The organism is Rhodobacter capsulatus SB 1003 (assembly GCF_000021865.1).
Lineage (GTDB): Bacteria > Pseudomonadota > Alphaproteobacteria > Rhodobacterales > Rhodobacteraceae > Rhodobacter > Rhodobacter capsulatus_B.
In genome coordinates this window covers 1,424,299-1,442,172 of record NC_014034.1, presented here as the reverse complement: position 1 = coordinate 1,442,172, position 17,874 = coordinate 1,424,299, and the positions used below count along the sequence as shown (strand labels likewise).

The following is a 17,874-nucleotide window of genomic DNA, read 5'->3' as shown; positions in this document are numbered from 1 at the left end:
GAAAGTGCCGGGCTGATCGCTCAGCCCGGCAACCCAGTCAGGCGGCCCGCTCCGGGATCTTGAGGCCCAACCATTCGGAGTAGAAGGCGTCGATATCCGGTTCGAAATCATGGATGACCGGATACCAGGGCGTCGGCGCTTCGACGTCGAGCAAATCACCGGAAAGCGGGCAGTAATACTCCCGGATCACCTGCCACCCCGCCGTCGGCGCCATCAGGCGCGGATAGATCTCTTCCATCGCCTCGGGGGTCTCGCGCACCCGCATCACCGCATGCAGCTTCCAGTTTTCGCGCCAGTCGCAAAACTCGTGGCCCGCATGGGATTTCACCACCCATTTGTGGTCGCTCTTGCGCTGAACGATATAAAGCTTCGGCCCCAGCGGCAGGATGATCCTGTCCTCCCACGGCACCTGGTCTTGCAGAACCTCGAGATACATCACGAACCGGTCCGCATCCTTGGGCGTCGCCAGCATCGTGTGCAACGTGTCCCGGTCGATCTTGCCATCAACCAGATCCTTGATCTTCGCCTTGGTGTAAGCCATCGGTTTGTCTCCGCAAAAAGAGGGGGATGCCGCGCCGGACGCGGCACCCGGAAGGTCATTCCTCGACGAACTGGACGGTTTTCACGTCCGGCAATTCGCTCAGATCCATCGAATAGTCCCGGCCATAGGACGGGATCGGCAGATCGGCTTCCATCAGGCGCCAATCGATCGGCAGGTCCCAGAACTTGCGGAACCCTTCCTCCCATTTCGGACCGAGCTTGAAGCTTGCGGCAAACATCTGCTGCACATGCACGCCCGCCTCCTTTTTCAGGATCCGGTCGCGTTCGCCCTTCATCCATTCCGCGGTCGGCACGGCCTTTGCGAGACGGTCCTTGCGGATCGCGGCGCGGCGCGCCTCGGTCGCTGCAGCATCCGCCGCAAGAAGACCGTCCGCGCCCTTGACCAGCACGACGCCATAGACGCTCTGGGCGAAGCGCTCGACCAGATAGCCGCCGTTCACATCGGCAGCCACCGCCCCGGGGTCGCGGTCGAGCGGATCGCCAAAGCCCGGCCCCCCCCGCATGTAGTTGAGATAGAGGTCATAATCCTTGAACATCGCCTCGGTGGTGATCGCCTGCTTGTCGCGCTTGATCCGCGCCCCCTTGAGGAGGCCGTCCCAGACCGGGTTGCCGGGGTCGGTGTCGCCGCCATGGGGGATGTCGCCGCCCTGCGCGATGATCTCCTTCAGCCCGGTTTCATGCGCTTCGAAACGATAGCCCGAGGCGGCCGGATAGCCCCCCATCAGCCCCCAGTCGGAACTGATATGGCCGTTGCCCATGAAGAACATCGTCCAGTCCTTGGCGTTCCAGACCATGCGCAGGCTCTCGAAGCCGCAGCCGCCGCGATACTTGCCCGCGCCGCCCGAGGACGCCTTGATCTGGCGGCCGAGATAGACGAGCGGTTCGGCCAGTTCCCAGATCTCCATGTCGCCCATGTCGCCTTCGGGGTTCCAGATCGCCGCGGCATGGCTGAGGCCGTCGCCGATGGCGCTGGCGCCGACCCCGTTGGCCGCGCATTCGAAGGAATTGACGGCGTGGATCTCGTCATACTGGTTGAAGCCGCCGCCCTGAAGCCAGTTCGAGGTGTTGGCATTGCCGGCGTTGACCTCCTCGAGATAGCCGCGCCCGAAATAGCTGCGCGACAGGCCCCGCCACAGCGCCGTCCAGGAGGACACCAGAAAGTGCCAGCTGTAGGCAAAGGCCACGCGCCGGTCATCGGGGTTCATCCAGGTGCCCTTGGGCAGGCGGAATTCGGTGCCGTAGGCGGCGCCGTCGTTGATCATCTCGGTCGGGATCAGGGTCTGGGTCATCATCACCCAGATGCCCGAGGTGAAGCTGACCGAATGCGCGTTGTAGGTGTGCCAGCCCCAGCGCGACGCGCCTTCGAAATCGAGCCGCCATGTGCCGTCCGGGCGGATCGTCATCTCCGAGGGCGTGTGCATGATCGTGTCGACCTTGGCGAAATCCGAGGGCACCCGCACATCGTCATGCGCATAGGGCACGTCGACGAAGCCCACCTGACGATACTTGCCGGGAATCGTCATCGCCTTGATGCGGTTTTGCAGCCCGAGCCGACCATGTTCGACCGCCTCATAGGCGAATTTCCAGTAGGCCTCGATCCCTTCCTCGGCAATCACCTCGGCCACCAGCTTGCGGATCATGTGACAGCCCGCGATCCGGGTGCGTTCATCAAGCATCCAGTAACGGGTGGTCCGGACCGAGCGCTGGCTCTCGTGCAGCCAGTCGCGAAACAGCGTGTCATTCTCGCCGACCTTGCGGCAGGTGACCGAATAGCCGTCGCCGAAGCGCTGCACCTGACCCGTGGTCATCGAGCCCGGGCCGACGGCGCCGGTGTCGATCACATGGGTCACCCCCCCGACCCAGCCGATCAGCTCGCCCTCATGGAAGATCGGCACGATGGTGTGGATGTCGCAGGGGTGGACATTGCCGATCAGGCTGTCGTTGTTGCAGAAGATATCCCGGTCCTTGACGCCGGGATTGCTCTCCCAGTCGTTTTCGATCATGTATTTGATCGCGGCGCCCATGGTGCCGACATGGATGATGATGCCGGTCGAGGTCAGGATGCTGTCGCCCGCCGCATTGTAAAGGGTGAAGCACAGCTCCCCTTCCTGCTCCACGATCGGCGAGGCGGCGATCTTCTTGGCGGTCTCGCGGGCATCGACGACCCCCGCCCGAAGCCGCGAGAACAGCTTGTTGTACATGATGGGGTCGCTGTCGCGCAGCTCCATCTGCTTCAGCCCGGCATAGTGCCCGGTGCGTTTGCTGGCCTCCATGATGCCGTCGCGATGCTGTTTCAGCGTGTCGCCGCCACGGACGATGCCGCGGATTGCCGTTGGTGCGTTCATCTGCGTGTCCTCCCTTACACTTCCTTCAGGTGGAACAGGCGGTGCCCGTCCAGCCAGGTTTCGAACCCGTCCGGCACGACAAAGGTCGTCGCGTCGGATTCGATGATCGCGGGGCCGGTGATGCGGTTGCCGGGCAAGAGCTTCTCCATCCGGTAAAGCCGGGCATCGACCCATTTCTTCTTGCGGTAGAACTTGCGCGTGCCCAGTTTCGCCGCCTCGGGCGGGGTCGCCCCGGTCTCGGGCTCCTTCGGGATTTTCGGTTTCGGGATCGGCACCATGCCGCGCATGATCGCGCCGGTGACCGAATAGCCCAGCTCGGGCGAACGTGCCGAGGCGGCATAGACGCGGCCATAGGTGTCGTTGAAGGCGGCCACGAGCTTGTCCCAGTCTGCGGCGGTCTTCGCCGCCGGGATCGGGCTTTCGATCTCGAGGTCGTTGAGCTGGCCGCGGTATTGCATGCGGAAGCCGGGCTGCAGCTTGACCTGATCGCGCGTATAGCCGTTGAGCTCGAATTCCTCGAGCACGCGTTCGGTCAGCTCGTGCCAGGCGTCGTTGAGCGTGCGCGCCTCATGCGCCTTGAGATCGTCCGAGCCGTCGCGCGCGATATTGAGGTCGAGCGACTTGTCATAGCGATATTCGAAATCTGCCGCCGCACAGCCGAAGGCAGAGAAGCCCGCGGCCCAGGCGGGCACGATCACATCTTCGAAGCCCAGCCCCTCGGTGTAGCCATAGGTATGCACCGGCCCGGCGCCGCCATAGCTGAAGCAGGTGAAGGAAGAGGGCGAATAGCCCTTGCCCGAAATCATCGAGCGCAGGTAGTCGCGCAGATCGCTGTCGAGCAGTTCGATCACGCCCGCCGCCGCATCCTCGACCGAGAGGCCGAGCGGATCGGCGATCTGGGTCTTCATCGCGTCCCAGGCGCGCTGGCGATCAAGCTTGACCTGCCCGCCAAGGAAATTGTCGGGGTTCAGATAGCCAAGGATCACATGGCAGTCGGAAATCGTCACCGTCTCGATGCCGCTTTCGGCCCAGCACACGCCGACGCGATAGCCCGCACTGTCCGGGCCCAGCTTGATCGCCTTGGTGTAGGGATCAAGGCGGATGAAGCTGCCCGCGCCCGCGCCTACCGAATCCATCGCGACCAGCGGCAACGACAGCACGAGCCGCGCCATGTCCGGGTCGTTGCGGATCGTCAGCTCGTTTTGCGTGATCAGCGCCACGTCAAAGGACGTGCCGCCGATATCGGAACAGGCGATGTTCTTGTAGCCCAGCACCTCGCCCAGATATTTCGCCCCGATCACGCCGCCGATCGGCCCCGAAACGATGGTGCGCGCCAGTTCCTTCGCCTTCCACGAGATCGTGCCGCCATGCGTCGCCATCACCCGGAAATCGAACCGCGAGCCGTTTTCCTTGAAGGCGCCGGTGATCTTCCTGAGGGTCTGACGCGAGGGCTCGGCGGCATAGGCCTCAAGAATGGTGGTATTGGTGCGATGGGTCTCCTTGCGCACCGGATAGTAATCCGTCGAGGCGAAGACCGGGGTCGTCTTGCCCGCCTTCTCCAGTTCTTCGGCGACGATGTCGCGGACGCGGCGCTCATGGGCGGGGTTCTTGTAGCTGTGCAAAAGCGAAATCACGATGCCCTCGACATCCTGCGCGATCAGCTCGGCCGCCGCCTGACGCGCCGTCTCCTCGCGCAGCGGGATCACCACGTCCCCGAACATGTCGATCCGTTCCATCACCCCGCGCGTCAGGTGCCGCGGCACCAGCGGTTCGTCGTAGTAATGGGTGTTGAGATGGATCCGGTCCTCGTAGGCAAAGCCGAGATAGGCCTGGATCGCGCGGCCCATGCGGTGGAAATCCTCCATCCCCGCATTGACGATCAGCCCGCAGCGCAGCCCCTTGCGCTGCACCACGCGGTTGAGCATCGCCGTGCCCGAATAGACCCCGGTCTGGATCGAGGACAGGGCCTCCTCAAGGCTCAGCCCCCAGTGTTGCAGCCCCTCCCGGCTCGATTCAAGCAGCCCCAGCGCCTCGTTTTGCGGGGTCGATTGCGCCTTGCCGACAACGAAATCCCCATTCGCGTCGACAAAGAACGTGTCCGTCATCGTGCCGCCGGCGTCGATGCCAAGCACCTGAACAGAGCGGGTTTTTTCCCGGTCCAATGGCATGGATGTTCCTCCCTCCTGTGTCGCCGCCCCAAGACGGAGGTCGGCGCCAGAAGAGCCTAGGCGGGAAGAGGCGGTCGCGGCTGTCCGATTGTCGTGCAGTTCGACGGACACGCTGCGGACGCGCGCTCAGGTCTTTCGCGGCCGCGGCAAACCGTAGCTTTCCAGCTTGAGATAAAGCGTCGAGCGGGCAATGCCGAGCCGACGTGCGGCGCGTGTCAGATTGCCGTTCTCGACCTCGATCGCACCAAGGATTTCCTGCCGTTCCTTGTCGCGCAACGTCTCTTCGCCGGACCCGCCGCCGCTGTGGCGAAATTCCGGCGGCAGGGAGCGGACGTCGATCAACCCTGTAGGCGAGAGCGCATCAAGCGTTGCGATCAGATGGGTCATCTCGAGCAGATTGCCCGGCCAGGCATGGGCAATCAGCGCCGCCATCGCGCCGGAGGTGAATTTCAGCTCTCGCCCGCCCCGGTCGGCCATGTGGTTTCGCACCAACTCGCTCAGAAGCGGTGCGATCTCGTCGCGGCGTTCGCGCAGCGGCCGGATTTCGAGCTTCGCGCCGGCGAGCCGGTAATAAAGATCGCTGCGGAAAGCGCCTTTCTGCATCTCCTTGTACAGCGGCCGGGTAGCAAGCGCGATGATCCGCATGCCCGCGCCGGACACGTCCTCGATCAGGTTCAGCAAGAGCTTCTGGACCTCCGGAGAGGCCTCTTCGGGGCGATTGAGGCAAAGCACGCCGTCATCCGCACCGATCCGCCCTTCCAGCATGTCCTCGCGCAGGGGGGCGGCGGTCAGCCGGGCGCAGTCGATCAGCTCGAAGGGACCGCCCGATTGCAGGCTGGCGCGGTGGATGGCGCGCGCAAGATGGGTCTTGCCGGTGCCGGTCTCACCCTCGACCAGAAGAGGGATAGCCGTCTGGGCGAGCCGCTTCGCCTGTGCGCTCAGCGTCGCGCTGACTGCCCCCGCGGCGCCGATCCTGACCAGATCGGGACAGGATTCACCAGCATGCAGCCGATTGCGCCGCAGCGAAATCAGCACGCCGATCGCATCGCTGCCGGTCTCGATCACCTCCATGTCAGTGCCCGGCAGGCATCCGGCCAAGGCCTCGGAAATGGTGTCCGGGGCCTGATCGATGAGGTTCGGAATGCGCTCTCTGAGCCGCCGCAACGCCTTGTCGTCGTCGCAGAACCGAACGAAGTTCTCTGTTGCGAAGACATCGGCGCCGCTGCGGTCCATGATCAGCATCGGCTCGTTTCCACGGCGCAGGCGGCGCAGGTGCAACTGTTCCATCAAGAATTCGCGCTCGCGTGCCAGAAGTCGGATCAGTTCGGATTCGACTTGCAGCGCCAGTGCCGCCGAGAGCGCCATGGCGCTGGCCTGTGTCAGGTCACTCGGCCAGGAAATATCCATCACCCCCAGCAGCAGTCCGGTGCTCTGGTCGGTAATCGGCGTCGCGGCACAGTTCCAGCGGTGGATCTCTTCGCAGAAATGCTCCGCGTCGCGCAGTTCGACCGGACGCGCAAGCGCGATCGCCGTGCCGATCGCATTGGTGCCGATCGCGTCCTCCGTCCAATGCCCGCCCAGATGCAGATGGTTTTCGCGCCCGCGCGCAAGCGTCGTTTCATCCCCGACCGCGTCAAGGACAACCCCGCCGCGATCACAGAGCAACAAGATGTTTTCGCTGCCGCCCAACAGACTTCCTGCCCTGTTCAGAACCCCGCGCGCGCCGGACCGCAGGCGGCGCGCCTGCGCCCTCTGCGTCAGCAAGTCCTCCTCGCTCAGGAGCGGCGCTTGTTTCAGCTTTTCGATCCGTCGCCCCGCGGACCGCTGCCAACTCTGCAAAACTTCGCTGCGGACATCCGGAGACGCGCGGCCAACCGCCATGAACTCCTCCCAGCCGCGCTTTCTGATACGGTGTGCCATCTGCTCCTCCCCCGAACGAATGGCCGATCTGCTGTCGATAGCGGTCTCCCGGTCCATGGATCTCCCGTTCCATAGGCCGGCACAGTGTGCAGGCAGCTGGAAGACCGCAACAGGATAGCCGAGTTTTCGCAATCAGAGCGTCCGATTTTCGGACATGTCGCGGCGGATCGTTGGGCGCCCGATTGGCTCGATGGATTTGCGCGCACCAGCCTTGATCACTTCGGGAGCCGCATCGGCCGCGAAACCCGATGGATCGGGCACGCATCACGGTTTCGATCCACGCCCCCGCGGGGGGAGCGACCCAATCCCGCGCGGTGAAGCCGCGGTTTTCCATGTTTCGATCCACGCCCCCGCGGGGGGAGCGACAAGGCGCCACCGAGATCACCCTCCTTCAGCGCGTCGTTTCGATCCACGCCCCCGCGGGGGGAGCGACCAGCTGCCCGCGACCAGGTCAAACGCCGCGGGCGGTTTCGATCCACGCCCCCGCGGGGGGAGCGACTGCAAAGCCTGTCCCTCGGCGCCATGCAATCCGTGTTTCGATCCACGCCCCCGCGGGGGGAGCGACAAGGCGCCACCGAGATCACCCTCCTTCAGCGCGTCGTTTCGATCCACGCCCCCGCGGGGGGAGCGACCAGCTGCCCGCGACCAGGTCAAACGCCGCGGGCGGTTTCGATCCACGCCCCCGCGGGGGGAGCGACTGCAAAGCCTGTCCCTCGGCGCCATGCAATCCGTGTTTCGATCCACGCCCCCGCGGGGGGAGCGACAAGGTTGACGCAGCCGTGAAGCAGAGCGGAGACGTTTCGATCCACGCCCCCGCGGGGGGAGCGACCCAGCAGGATCAGGTGTTCCGCCCAAAGCAGCCTGTTTCGATCCACGGTAAGCGGTGCATATACCCCATGTTCCAATGAAATAAGGGTTTTGCGATGATCGCCCTCTCTCTGTTCGAAGGAGGTCGAGATGTTGGACGAGAAGGAGGGCGGCGATGTGGTGGTCTGGGGAATCCCGGTGATCACCGCCGACAACGGGCGTCGAGTCTGGCCCGATGAGATCAAGGCGATGGCGGTGAAGAAGATCGAGGCCGGCACCAAGATCGTCACCGTCGCCAAGGAGATCGGCGCCAATGAGTCCCTAGTCGCGAAATGGGCGCGCGCCGAATTGCCCGAGCTGCCGCGCCGGGGGAGGCCGCAGGGAAAGGCTGCTTCGCAGGGCAAGTCTCCGCAGTTCGTCGAGGTGATGGTCCCTTCGGAACCGGCGCGCCAAGCGAAGCAGAAAGGCGCCGCTGACGCGGCCGCCTGTCAGATCCGGATCGGCGACGCCGAGATATCGCTGCGTGGTGACTTTCCGGCCGAGCAGCTGGCCGAGATCCTGCGTGCGGTGAGGGCCTCGCAATGAGCTACCACACCCCAAGCTACCGCATCTACCTCGCCACCGAGCCGATCGATTTTCGCAAGGGAATGGACGGGCTGGTGGCGCATGTCGCGAGCCAGTTCCAGCTCGACCCGTTCGACGGCGCGATCTGGGTGTTCCGGTCCCGTCGCGCCGACAAGCTGAAGATGATCGTCTGGGATGGCACCGGGCTGGTGCTGACGATGAAGCGGCTCGATGGCAAGCGCTTCGTCTGGCCCAAGGCCCAGTCCGGGCCGATGATGCTGAACCAGGTGCAGTTCGACGCCCTCTTTGCCGGGATCGATTGGCGCGGCATCGCGGTCAACGCCCCGCGCAAACCGGTCATCGCCTGAGCCCTCCAAAATGCCCTTCACGGCGGGTCGGGATTTTTCCGGCCCCCGGTAAGGCTTTGCCTGAAAAGGAAATCCCATGCCGCGTCACCAGATATTGCTGGTCAAATATCCGTCGGACGAGACCCAGAAATCGATCGAACTGCGCCTGTCCGAGCACCTCAAGACCCTTCGGCGGGCGATGATCCACGTCGAGTTGGACGCAATCCGGGACGAGGATCCGCCCCGCCCCACGGGCCCCAAGGCCGCCGCGGACAATCCCCGGCAAATGGCCCCGATCATCACATTGGCGGAGGCGGATTGCCGCAAGATCGCGCGGCGGGCCAAGCGGTTGATCGAGCGCCGCGAGGCGGCGTCGGGGCTGGCCCATCTCAAGCGTGAGGACAAAGAGCGTCTTTCCATTCTGCGTGACGGTGTCAATCTGATCCGGCTTCCCTCGGAGCACCGCGCGGATGAGATCGCCGCTGACCTACATGACGAATTCCCATGGATGGCACGCGTTGCGGAAATCGGTGCGCGAGGGTTGGCCGGGCGTTCGCCTGCCGCCGCTGCTGCTCGATGGGCCCCCGGGGATCGCGAAATCGACTTGGGCACGTCATCTGGCTACCGCGCTGCGCATGCCATCGATGTCAGTCGAAGCGACGGTTGAGAACGCCAGTTTCGGCGTTCTGGGCTGCCAGCGCGGCTGGGCCACCGCAGGACCCGGGCGGCTGCTACAGCTGATCCTTCAGGAGAGGGTTGGCAACCCGATCGTCGTGATCGATGAACTCGAAAAGGCCGGTCGTGTGACAGGGACGAATGGCGGGTCCTATGATCTGTGCGGCGGACTGTTGCCACTGTTGGAGTCCGCAACCGCAAGCCGTTGGACTTGCCCGTATTTTCAAGTGCCATTTGACTTGGGACAGGTGTCATGGGTCATGACCGTCAACGCGACGCGCCCCCTTCCGGAGCCGCTGCTGAGCCGCTGCCCGCCCATCCGGCTGCCGCAGCTGACAACGCGGGACCTGACCGGATTTGCCCGCCGCCAAGGCGCGCGGCGTGCTTTGAGCGATGACAGCATCGAGGTGATCGTGGAAGCGATCCAAGCGAGCGCAACTCCTGCCCAGCCGATCTCGCTCCGCACGGTGATGCGGATGATTTCGCGTGCAGAGACGCTTGAGGCGGGGCCGCAGTGGCACTGACGGGCGCTTCAACGCATTGCAAAGATTATGATAAACCCAGTGGAGGACGGCATGGCCTTTTTATTTGAGGACCGCGCACGGCAAAAAGCCGAGGCGCGGGCGCGAGATGAAGACCGCCTTGCCAGAGGCGAGATATCAGCCGCGGATCTGCAGAAAGAGAATGCGCATTTCGCACGGGCGCTCAGTGGACAGAATGGGCCGTTCCGGGTCGGATTTCCTGTCAAAAGCCAGCCTGGCAAGCGGCGGTATGTGGAGTTTCCTCCGAACAAAGTCCGCAAGGATGACAGCTGATCGATCACGGTCACCATCTATTCCCGCATGGACCCCGAGGGCCGGCAGCGACTGAGGTGCTGACCAAGCCCGTCGGACTTGCTCGCCGTGCCCCCGCATTACCGCTTCGGGCGGGGAGCCGACTGCGAGGTCACGGCATTGCAACTGCAGAAACTGGCGATCACGGCCGTTCGGGATCTTCATCCGAGCGAAAGAAACGCGCAGTTTTCTCCCGTTTCAGAGCCCCAGCAACGAGCAGCGCGGATCGTGAGGGCTTCGTTCACCACCCGCAGGATCTTGTGCAGAGGATGTTTGCAAGGGATGCGCCTCCTCGAGGTCGACATGGCTGAAAAGCGACCCGCTCGTCTCGTCCGTGCCTCGCATCATGATCTCCCTCTCGGCGCCGCGAAGGGTGAATTATGTTCTGCTTCTGAGGTCGACGCCGACTATTTCAGCGCCCTTCCAATCTGTTTACACTACGCAGACCATAGGGCTAGTGTGCATCGCCATTGTATTCATAGAGAAGAACTCCGCCATCTACTTTAGCATAGTAAATCCGTGAACACCTCGAATCAATATCACTCGGACCGTTTCTGAACACATATGAATTCCACTTTCCATGCCATTTCTTGTCAAACCAAATTTTCTCAGGATTCATTGAATGCTCATTTATGGTGCAGTTTCGACCAGACAAAATCTGCAGCAGTGAATAAACAACCCGGGAATGATATATACGCTCATCAGCGCCAAAATCAGCACGCGTGATGGACGGAAGAAAATTTTCGTGAAGAATAGCCTTGCAAACTGAATGTTCTCTCCAAGTTGCATCCTCAATCGAAAGTTTATCTTTCAGAACTTCAGCAGCTGCGACGATCGCAATATCTGGGGATACTTTGCTCGACAAAGGAAATAGATCACACTCATCCAGAAAGTGCCTTCCATTCACCTCATTAATCTCAAATTCTGCAGAGAATACCCCTCCTCCGAGAGCTAAGCTAACACGTGATGAGGCGAAAATATAAGTAATTTTTTTGGCGTCATCGGTTGAAATTTCATCTAGGGCGCATATTAATGCCTCTTCAATGACGCAATTATCTATATTTATCCGCTCAGATGCCCTGCAGGCGTCGACCGCGGGCGCTTCGAAAGTAATTTTCCTGCGCATCAAGGCAGGGAGTAGCCCGGATACATACTGCCGAAAGTAAAACCCATTTGGTGGAGTGTTAATATTTGGATTCATTTCATACGTCGCGAAAATCAAGATTTCGCTAAGCCACAATTCTACCTGATTTCTGGCTTCTAATCGCTCCTCTTCAATACCAAGACTTTCAAGGAAAGTTGTCAAATGATGCATACGATCAAGAGCAGCGCCCTGCTGCCACTCATCAATGGAGTAGCAGTAGATGTTGGGATCTAGAAAGACACTCATCTATTTATCTACTTCTGCTTCTTGGCGTTGCTTGCTCGTCTTCTCTCGAGGGCAGCATGTGTCCAATGAAGATCCTCATCCAAATCGAAGAAGCCCTTAGGCCAATTTAGTATTTCACCATAGTCATTCAGTTCTACGGGCCTGCAGCTTGCGCCTTCGGGTGATCCTTCTATAAAAAGAATCTCAATACTTGGTCGCAAATTTTCAGATTCCGATTCAGATACTCTGCGGCAAAGTCTCTTTATTAGGTATTCACTGTGACTCTCGACAAGAAAGCGAACACCATCCTGAGACCTAGCAAGAAGAAAATCTCCAAGAAGTGCCTGCACTCTCGGGTGCAAGTGGATCTCTGGTTGCTCAAGAATTACGAGATCGCCTTTCTCGGCCCTGAGTGTCTCAACTATAATTGGCAAAACTTGGCTCACGCCAAATCCCACATCCAGAAGACCAACCCGAAGATCCCCCACGGCAAGGCCATATAGGGATTGCTGCAAATTGAGAGGCGAAACTGCGGGAAGCCCCATCCAACTCAACCAAAAATTTGTATGGTCCAAAAGGGTGGTTAATTTTCGATCGGTGAATTTAATTCTATTCGAAGGCAGACTGGCTAGTCGAGTTGATTGAAGGACCCTTCCTTGCTCTAGCGCGAGGACCTGCACAGTAAATTCTCCACTGACACCTACATCAGCTCCACCAGTATCATCAAATTGGTAGTATCGCCTGGGCTGATCTCTTAATGGGCCTAGATAGCGGATGTCTTGCCACATAGGAGCGAGGACTGCTTTTGTCTCGGAGAAAACAAGCGATATCTCACTAACGAATTCAATCGCGAGATAGGTAAGAACTCGCATGGCGGTATTGCGCGCGGTTGGCATCTTTCCTTCAGAAAGACCTTTCCTGTAGGTTCGTACCGCTGCCCCGAGATCTTCTAGCCATCCAGGTGCCGGTCCGCGTTTTCGTCCTCTGTGCGATACGGACAATTTGTAAATTGCTTCAAAAAAATTAGTCCAAGTCTCATCGAATCGAGGCTCAATTCTACCAATAAAGGGGCCAGAGTTGACGGCGTACACATTCCCAAGGCTTATCGGGGTATCAGCGCCAGAAAGTGCCTTGTGCAGGTCGCCGAGTATAACGCGATATGATCCAAATTTGGACCCTTTCCTCCTTATTAATTTTCTTATACTATTAATTTCGACACGATACAAAGGTCGAGAGCCGTTTGCGACCTCCTGCCTAAACACTCGTACGTTCAGATCGTCAAGATTAACATCCCACCGATCAACTCGCGCTGAGAGTTCCTCTCGGACTTCGGTGTCTGAGCTTAAAGAAACTGAGAGAGTTAAATCTCTTTGGTTCGCCAAATCTAACTCTGAACTGGCTTCACCTCGCCTCAGCAAACCAGCTCGCTTTAATGCATCATCGAACTCTTCTTGAGATAGCTTTACAGACCAACAGAAGCCCATTGATTTCGCGCGATCTTTACCGGTAATCGTATCGCTCCATGCGCCGAGCTTGGTCAACTCACCATTTAGTATCAGTGGTTGAGACGGAGCATCAATCTTGAGTGAGCTTCTTCGCTCGGCTGTGCTTTGCTTTGCAAGAAGAATAGACTTTATTATAGAGCTCTTTCCTGTGCTGTTAGCCCCACAGAGCACAGTCACGGGAGAGAATGACATCTCCCCACTGTCCGAAAAAGCCTTAAAGTTATTTATCCGATATTTGATTTTCACTTGGAGCCCCAGCAAGAAAACAGCGTTGGATTCCGGATATCATATCGGATGATATGCTTATATGTAAGCTCTGTTGGTCATCCGAGAGAGCTCAGGCGATGCTGCATCGCGCAATACAGACGGCAAACGGCTAAGCTTGCCCCGTCTCTCCGCCGTGCCTGAACGGCCGTTTCGAAAGGGCGCGCCGAGGCTCTGCCGCCGGCAAAGGGCCGAACATTCGGATCCGCGCCGCACGGCGCTGGGGATCTGCATGGCTGAAAACTGCGCGTTGCAGCCGCTCCGGGAGAGACGACCACGGGACGCTATCACAAGATGCGGCAACTGCAACATCAACGGCGCCAAATCGCCCGTCACGTTAGTGCTGCGGTCCTGCCAGCAGTGGCACACAGTCCAGGATCGCGCTGATGGTGTCATGTGCCAGGGGCATCCGAGACAGTTCAGAAGGTGCGGACGACGTCATCACGTTGCCGATCAAAACCTCGAAACGCCCGGAATTCCAGCGAAGAGCAGCATCGCCTGCATCTCATCGCCCCAGAAAAATTCGCCCCCCAGACTTTCCAGCTTGCCGTTGCTCTCATCCTTGAAACGCTGTTCGGCCGCTTCTGCGGATCTGCGGTCGGGAAACCGCGCCTGCAGGAACTGGCCCCATCGCCCCTTCGCGGCGGGCGGGATTCCCAAATTCAGTTGTCCAAGCCGTGCCGCCGTGTCGCTCGAGACGCCGATCTTCCACGCGAGTGATTTGCCACCGTGTGCCTTGGGGCGCCCTACAAGCGCGTGACAGTCGCCCTCGAACCTGAACAGATAGAGCCAGGTCTCGCCGTCATTCTTGGTAGATGTGTGGGTTCCGAACGCGCCCGGAAACCCGCGTGAGGGCTTGAATTCATCGCCCAGCGGAGCCTTTTTAAGACCGGTCGCAGCAATCGGCGGCTCGCCGAACACGTTCACCTCGGTGACCCTGATCTTCAGCGCCTTCTCTATTTCCTCCGGCTCGAGCGCGGCCCCCCAGACCCCGATGGCCTGTCCGGCCTCCGGGCGATAGGTGTTGAAAGCAATGGAGCGGATCAGCAGCTTTTCATCGACCCGCCACGCCCTGCGCACCGGAATTCCGAACGTCCATTTATTTGCCCAGCCCTGTGCTGCCTTGCGTTTCAGGCTTTCGGGCGAGGCCTTGTCGCGGTCATCGATCGGGGTTGCGTCGACCTGCAGGAAGCCGAGGACATAGGACCGCAGTGCCTTGTCCGTCTCTTTCGAGCCCGCACCATAGATAAGGATCAGATCCCCGCCCTTGATATGCTTGAGAATGTGGTCGCGCCCGGCCTCCTTCGTCCATCCGGCATAGCCGTCCTCTTCTGGGTTGAACCCGTAGAAGGAGCGGATCCAGAGGCTTTTTCCCTTTGGCAGAGTAGTCATGCGGCTTCTCCGGTGTCGGTCAGCGCGGCGCGCAGGGTGGCGTCGAGGAGGCGGGCGCGGGTGGTGGCCGAGGCGCTCAGCGCCGCCTCGAGAGCGTCGAGGAGGCGCATCAGGGCGTCCACCTTGGCCACGATGCGGTGTTGTTCGGCGAGGGGGGGGAGGGAGATGGGAAGCGGTTTAAGCTTGGATGCCTTGATACCCTTTGCCGTCATCCCTGTTGCTTGCCCATCAATCAACGACTGCATCACGTCGCCACAAAGCGCCAGCATCAAGTAGTGGGTGCTGATTTCAGCATAAGGCTGAAGACAGATCACTCGCTGCGCGAGCGCAAACGGCTCCTGAATGTCATTCAGACAAACGTTGGCAAGAGGGGCTTCGGTGGTGAAAAAAAGATCGCCCAGCTTGGGAAAGCCTCTGGTCATCCAAGACTTGAAGGTCTTTTCTGAAATGAACTCCCTTGGCTCGCGGTTGAGTGACCCCATGCGAACGTTCTTGGCCGTGATCAGTGGCACACCGCTATCGGTCTTTGGGGGCGTGTTGCCACGATAGTCGATGAAAAGAAACAGGTTCTCGAAGGACTGCACCGCCCAGCCCTTGGGCAATTCCAGCGGGTAGCTCGATACTTCAGCGTCGGGCGCAAGTTTATTCCGCGCATCTCCGGTCTCCCATTTATGTGCGATCTTGGCCGCCTTGAACCGTTTCAGCAACTCCGACGCCGGTTCGTCTGCCGGGTCTTGCGGGACCAGTTTGCCTCGGACGGCGAGGTTGAGGATGGTTTGGCGCAGGGTCTTGATCTGGTCCGGGCGGGTGGTGAGGGGGGCGAGGGTGTCCAGCGCGAAGCGGGCGGCGGCGGGGGCGTCGGCCTTGGGGTCGGTCAGGCGGGCAAGGGTGGCGGCGGTCAGGCGGTTGCGCCCCTCCTCTCGCCCCGCCCGCGCCGCCTCGATCCGGTCGAGCAGCGCCATCAGTTCCTCGACCTTGGCAACGATGCGGTGTTGCTCTGCGAGGGGTGGGAGGGGGAACGCGAAGTCTGCAACGTCCTCCCGGGATATTCCGGGGATCAGGCTGCGGGCTTGCTCTTGAAGCGTGTCTGCCAGACGGTGCGTTATGATTTCCAGAAATCTGATCGACCACAGGATCGGTGCAAGTGACATCAGTTGGCGGCTGATTGCGACCTCGGGAAGATCACAGATCGTGGTCTTGCCAACACCTGATCCTTTCACGGTGAGAAGGAGTTGCCCACCACGCGCGACTGCCTTTCGCACAAGGGCGTAACGCGAAATGGAAAGGCCAACTTCGGCAAAATCGGAAGGGCCAGTGATATAAGGGATGCCTGCCGCCGGATTGGATGAATATTCATTCGGTTGCAGGTGTTGCCCCGATAGCAGATCGATCACCGAACCGAGGCGCGTAAGAGCCCATCCCCGAGGAACGAGAAACGGGCAAACATCGCCGTTCAACGGGGTCTGCGACTTAGGCTTCCGGATCTCCCCCGTATTCACCAGCCGGGCCTTTTCCTTCTCGATCCGTTTCAGCAGTTCGGAGGCCGGTTCATCGTCCGGGTCCTGCGGCACCAGTTTGCCGCGCACGGCCAGATCGAGGACAAACCGGCGCAGGCGGGGGACGGCGTCCTCGGCCTCGCAGACCCGGTCGTAAAGGCGCAAAAGCTGATCGGCGTTCATCGCGCCAGCGCCTCGGTCAGGATCTCTTTCAAGGCCGCGCGCAGGCGGGTGACCTCGGCCTCGGCCTCGTCGAGCGCGGCCAGAAGATGCTCGGGGTCGCCCAGATCCTCGGCCTCGGCATGGGGGTTCTTGATGTCGAGGTTGTAGCCGCGGGCCTTGATCTCCTCGGCCGAGACCTTCCAGGCCTGCGGGCCTTCGACGCGCCCCTCGCGGGTGGCGCCGCCCCACCAGTCCGCACAGCCCGCCAGATGGTCAAGCCGGATCGGCTTCGTCATCGAATAGGCCTTTTGCCCCTCGGGGACGCGATGTTCCCAGAACCATGTCTCGGTGGTGGGGGTGCCCTTTTCGAAGAACAGCAGGTTGGTGCCGATCGAGGCATAGGGTTTGAAGACCGAATTGGGCAGCCGCACGATGGTGTGCAGGTTGCATTCGGCCATCAGGTGCTCTTTCAGCCGGGTCTTGATGCCCTCGCCGAAGAGCGAGCCGTCGGGCAGAACCACGGCGGCGCGGCCACCGGGCTTGAGCAGGCGGATGATCAGGGCAAGGAACAGATCGGCGGTTTCGCGAGTGCGGAAGGTGGGGAAGTTGTTCTCGATGCCGTCTTCTTCCTTGCCGCCAAAGGGCGGGTTGGTCAGCACGATGTCGACGCGCTCGTCGCGGGTCCAGCTGGTGAGCGGGCGAGCGAGGGTGTTGTCGTGGCGGACGAAATGCGGCTCTTCGATGCCATTGAGCAGCATGTTGGTGACGCAAAGCATGTGCGGCAGCGGTTTCTTTTCGACCGCGCGCAAGGAGCGCTGCATGGCGTCTTCGTGTTCGGGTAGGCGGATATGGCGGGCGCGCATGTGGCGCATGGCGCAGGTGAGAAAGCCGCCGGTGCCGCAGGCGGGGTCCATCACGATCTCGCCGGGGCGGGGGTCGATGCGCTCGACCATGAAGGCGGTGACGGCGCGGGGGGTGTAATATTCGCCCGCGTTGCCGGCGTTTTGCAGGTCGTTGAGGAGCTGTTCGTAAATGTCGCCGAAATGCTGGCGTTCGGAGAGGTTGTTGAAATCGATCTCGTTGATCTTGTTGATCACCTGCCGCAGCAGCTGCCCGGATTTCATGAAGTTGTAGGCGTCTTCGAAGACGTCGCGGATGGTGCGGGCGCGGGGGGTGGCGGGGCGCAGGCCTTTGAGGCCGGGGAAGAGCTCTTCGTTGACGAAGCTCAGAAGTTGATCGCCAGTCATCCCCTCGGGGTCGGCCGCCCAGGCGCGCCACTGCAGATCGGCTGGGATCGGCGAGGTGTAATCGTCGCGGGTGAGTTCGAGGGCCTCGTCCTGATCGTCGACGATCTTGAGGAAGAACATCCAGCACATCTGGCTGAGCCGTTGCGCATCGCCGTCGACGCCGGTGTCCTTCCACATGATCTGTTGCAGCGATTTGACGAGGGTGCGGACGGACATTGG

The 17,874-nt window shown here is 60.8% G+C and carries 14 protein-coding genes, 1 pseudogene and 1 CRISPR repeat array; of the genes and pseudogenes, 5 read left to right on the top strand and 10 right to left on the bottom strand.

What is annotated here, in order from left to right:
* Positions 1-37: 37 nt before the first annotated feature.
* The 4 genes from RCAP_RS06620 to RCAP_RS06605 form a co-directional block, all read right to left on the bottom strand.
* Complete coding sequence (locus RCAP_RS06620) at positions 38-541, bottom strand: acetone carboxylase subunit gamma (protein ID WP_013067065.1); 504 nt, start codon at positions 539-541, stop codon at positions 38-40.
* A 55-nt stretch (positions 542-596) separates the two neighbouring features.
* Positions 597-2,906, bottom strand: a complete 2,310-nt coding sequence (locus RCAP_RS06615; protein WP_013067064.1) for a hydantoinase B/oxoprolinase family protein — start codon at positions 2,904-2,906, stop codon at positions 597-599.
* Positions 2,907-2,920: 14 nt separating this feature from the next.
* Positions 2,921-5,074, bottom strand: a complete 2,154-nt coding sequence (locus RCAP_RS06610; protein WP_013067063.1) for a hydantoinase/oxoprolinase family protein — start codon at positions 5,072-5,074, stop codon at positions 2,921-2,923.
* Positions 5,075-5,200: 126 nt separating this feature from the next.
* Positions 5,201-7,051, bottom strand: a complete 1,851-nt coding sequence (locus RCAP_RS06605; RefSeq protein WP_198525872.1) for a sigma-54-dependent Fis family transcriptional regulator — start codon at positions 7,049-7,051, stop codon at positions 5,201-5,203.
* Between the two features lie 212 nt (positions 7,052-7,263).
* Positions 7,264-7,823: a CRISPR direct-repeat array (repeat unit 32 nt; unit sequence GTTTCGATCCACGCCCCCGCGGGGGGAGCGAC).
* Positions 7,824-7,951: 128 nt separating this feature from the next.
* Here RCAP_RS06605 and RCAP_RS06600 point away from each other — a divergent pair.
* The 5 genes from RCAP_RS06600 to RCAP_RS19260 all read left to right on the top strand — a co-directional run bounded on the left by RCAP_RS06600 (position 7,952) and on the right by RCAP_RS19260 (position 10,202).
* Complete coding sequence (locus RCAP_RS06600; RefSeq protein ID WP_013067061.1) at positions 7,952-8,386, top strand: transposase; 435 nt, start codon at positions 7,952-7,954, stop codon at positions 8,384-8,386.
* Positions 8,383-8,733 carry an IS66 family insertion sequence element accessory protein TnpB gene (tnpB, locus tag RCAP_RS06595; RefSeq protein WP_013067060.1) on the top strand — a complete coding sequence of 117 codons (351 nt, stop codon included), beginning with the start codon at positions 8,383-8,385 and terminating at the stop codon, positions 8,731-8,733. The genes RCAP_RS06600 and tnpB overlap by 4 nt, the downstream gene beginning before the upstream one ends.
* Before the next feature lie 76 nt (positions 8,734-8,809).
* Positions 8,810-9,379: a hypothetical protein gene (locus RCAP_RS19865; protein WP_050759929.1), complete on the top strand. Its 570-nt coding sequence runs from the start codon at positions 8,810-8,812 to the stop codon at positions 9,377-9,379.
* Entirely contained in the window at positions 9,270-9,911 is a 642-nt protein-coding gene (locus tag RCAP_RS18865; protein WP_238530246.1) for an AAA family ATPase, read from the top strand. The genes RCAP_RS19865 and RCAP_RS18865 overlap by 110 nt, the downstream gene beginning before the upstream one ends.
* A gap of 51 nt (positions 9,912-9,962) precedes the next feature.
* On the top strand, positions 9,963-10,202 hold the full coding sequence (locus tag RCAP_RS19260) for a hypothetical protein (RefSeq protein ID WP_013067059.1): 240 nt from the start codon (positions 9,963-9,965) through the stop codon (positions 10,200-10,202).
* A gap of 248 nt (positions 10,203-10,450) precedes the next feature.
* Here RCAP_RS19260 and RCAP_RS19255 read toward each other — a convergent pair.
* From RCAP_RS19255 to RCAP_RS06570, 6 genes and pseudogenes are all read right to left on the bottom strand, one after another.
* Positions 10,451-10,565: pseudogene (locus tag RCAP_RS19255) on the bottom strand (IS5/IS1182 family transposase); the annotation flags it as partial.
* 109 nt (positions 10,566-10,674) lie between these two features.
* Positions 10,675-11,610: a hypothetical protein gene (locus RCAP_RS19250; RefSeq protein ID WP_013067058.1), complete on the bottom strand. Its 936-nt coding sequence runs from the start codon at positions 11,608-11,610 to the stop codon at positions 10,675-10,677.
* Positions 11,611-11,618: 8 nt separating this feature from the next.
* Entirely contained in the window at positions 11,619-13,340 is a 1,722-nt protein-coding gene (locus RCAP_RS18860; RefSeq protein WP_080514681.1) for an AAA family ATPase, read from the bottom strand.
* A gap of 471 nt (positions 13,341-13,811) precedes the next feature.
* Positions 13,812-14,750, bottom strand: a complete 939-nt coding sequence (locus RCAP_RS06580) for a hypothetical protein (protein WP_013067056.1) — start codon at positions 14,748-14,750, stop codon at positions 13,812-13,814.
* Positions 14,747-16,429 (bottom strand): restriction endonuclease subunit S, encoded by a 1,683-nt coding sequence (locus RCAP_RS06575; RefSeq protein ID WP_013067055.1) that lies wholly within the window; start codon positions 16,427-16,429, stop codon positions 14,747-14,749. The genes RCAP_RS06580 and RCAP_RS06575 overlap by 4 nt, the downstream gene beginning before the upstream one ends.
* Entirely contained in the window at positions 16,426-17,871 is a 1,446-nt protein-coding gene (locus tag RCAP_RS06570; protein ID WP_013067054.1) for an N-6 DNA methylase, read from the bottom strand. The genes RCAP_RS06575 and RCAP_RS06570 overlap by 4 nt, the downstream gene beginning before the upstream one ends.
* Positions 17,872-17,874 lie beyond the last annotated feature (3 nt).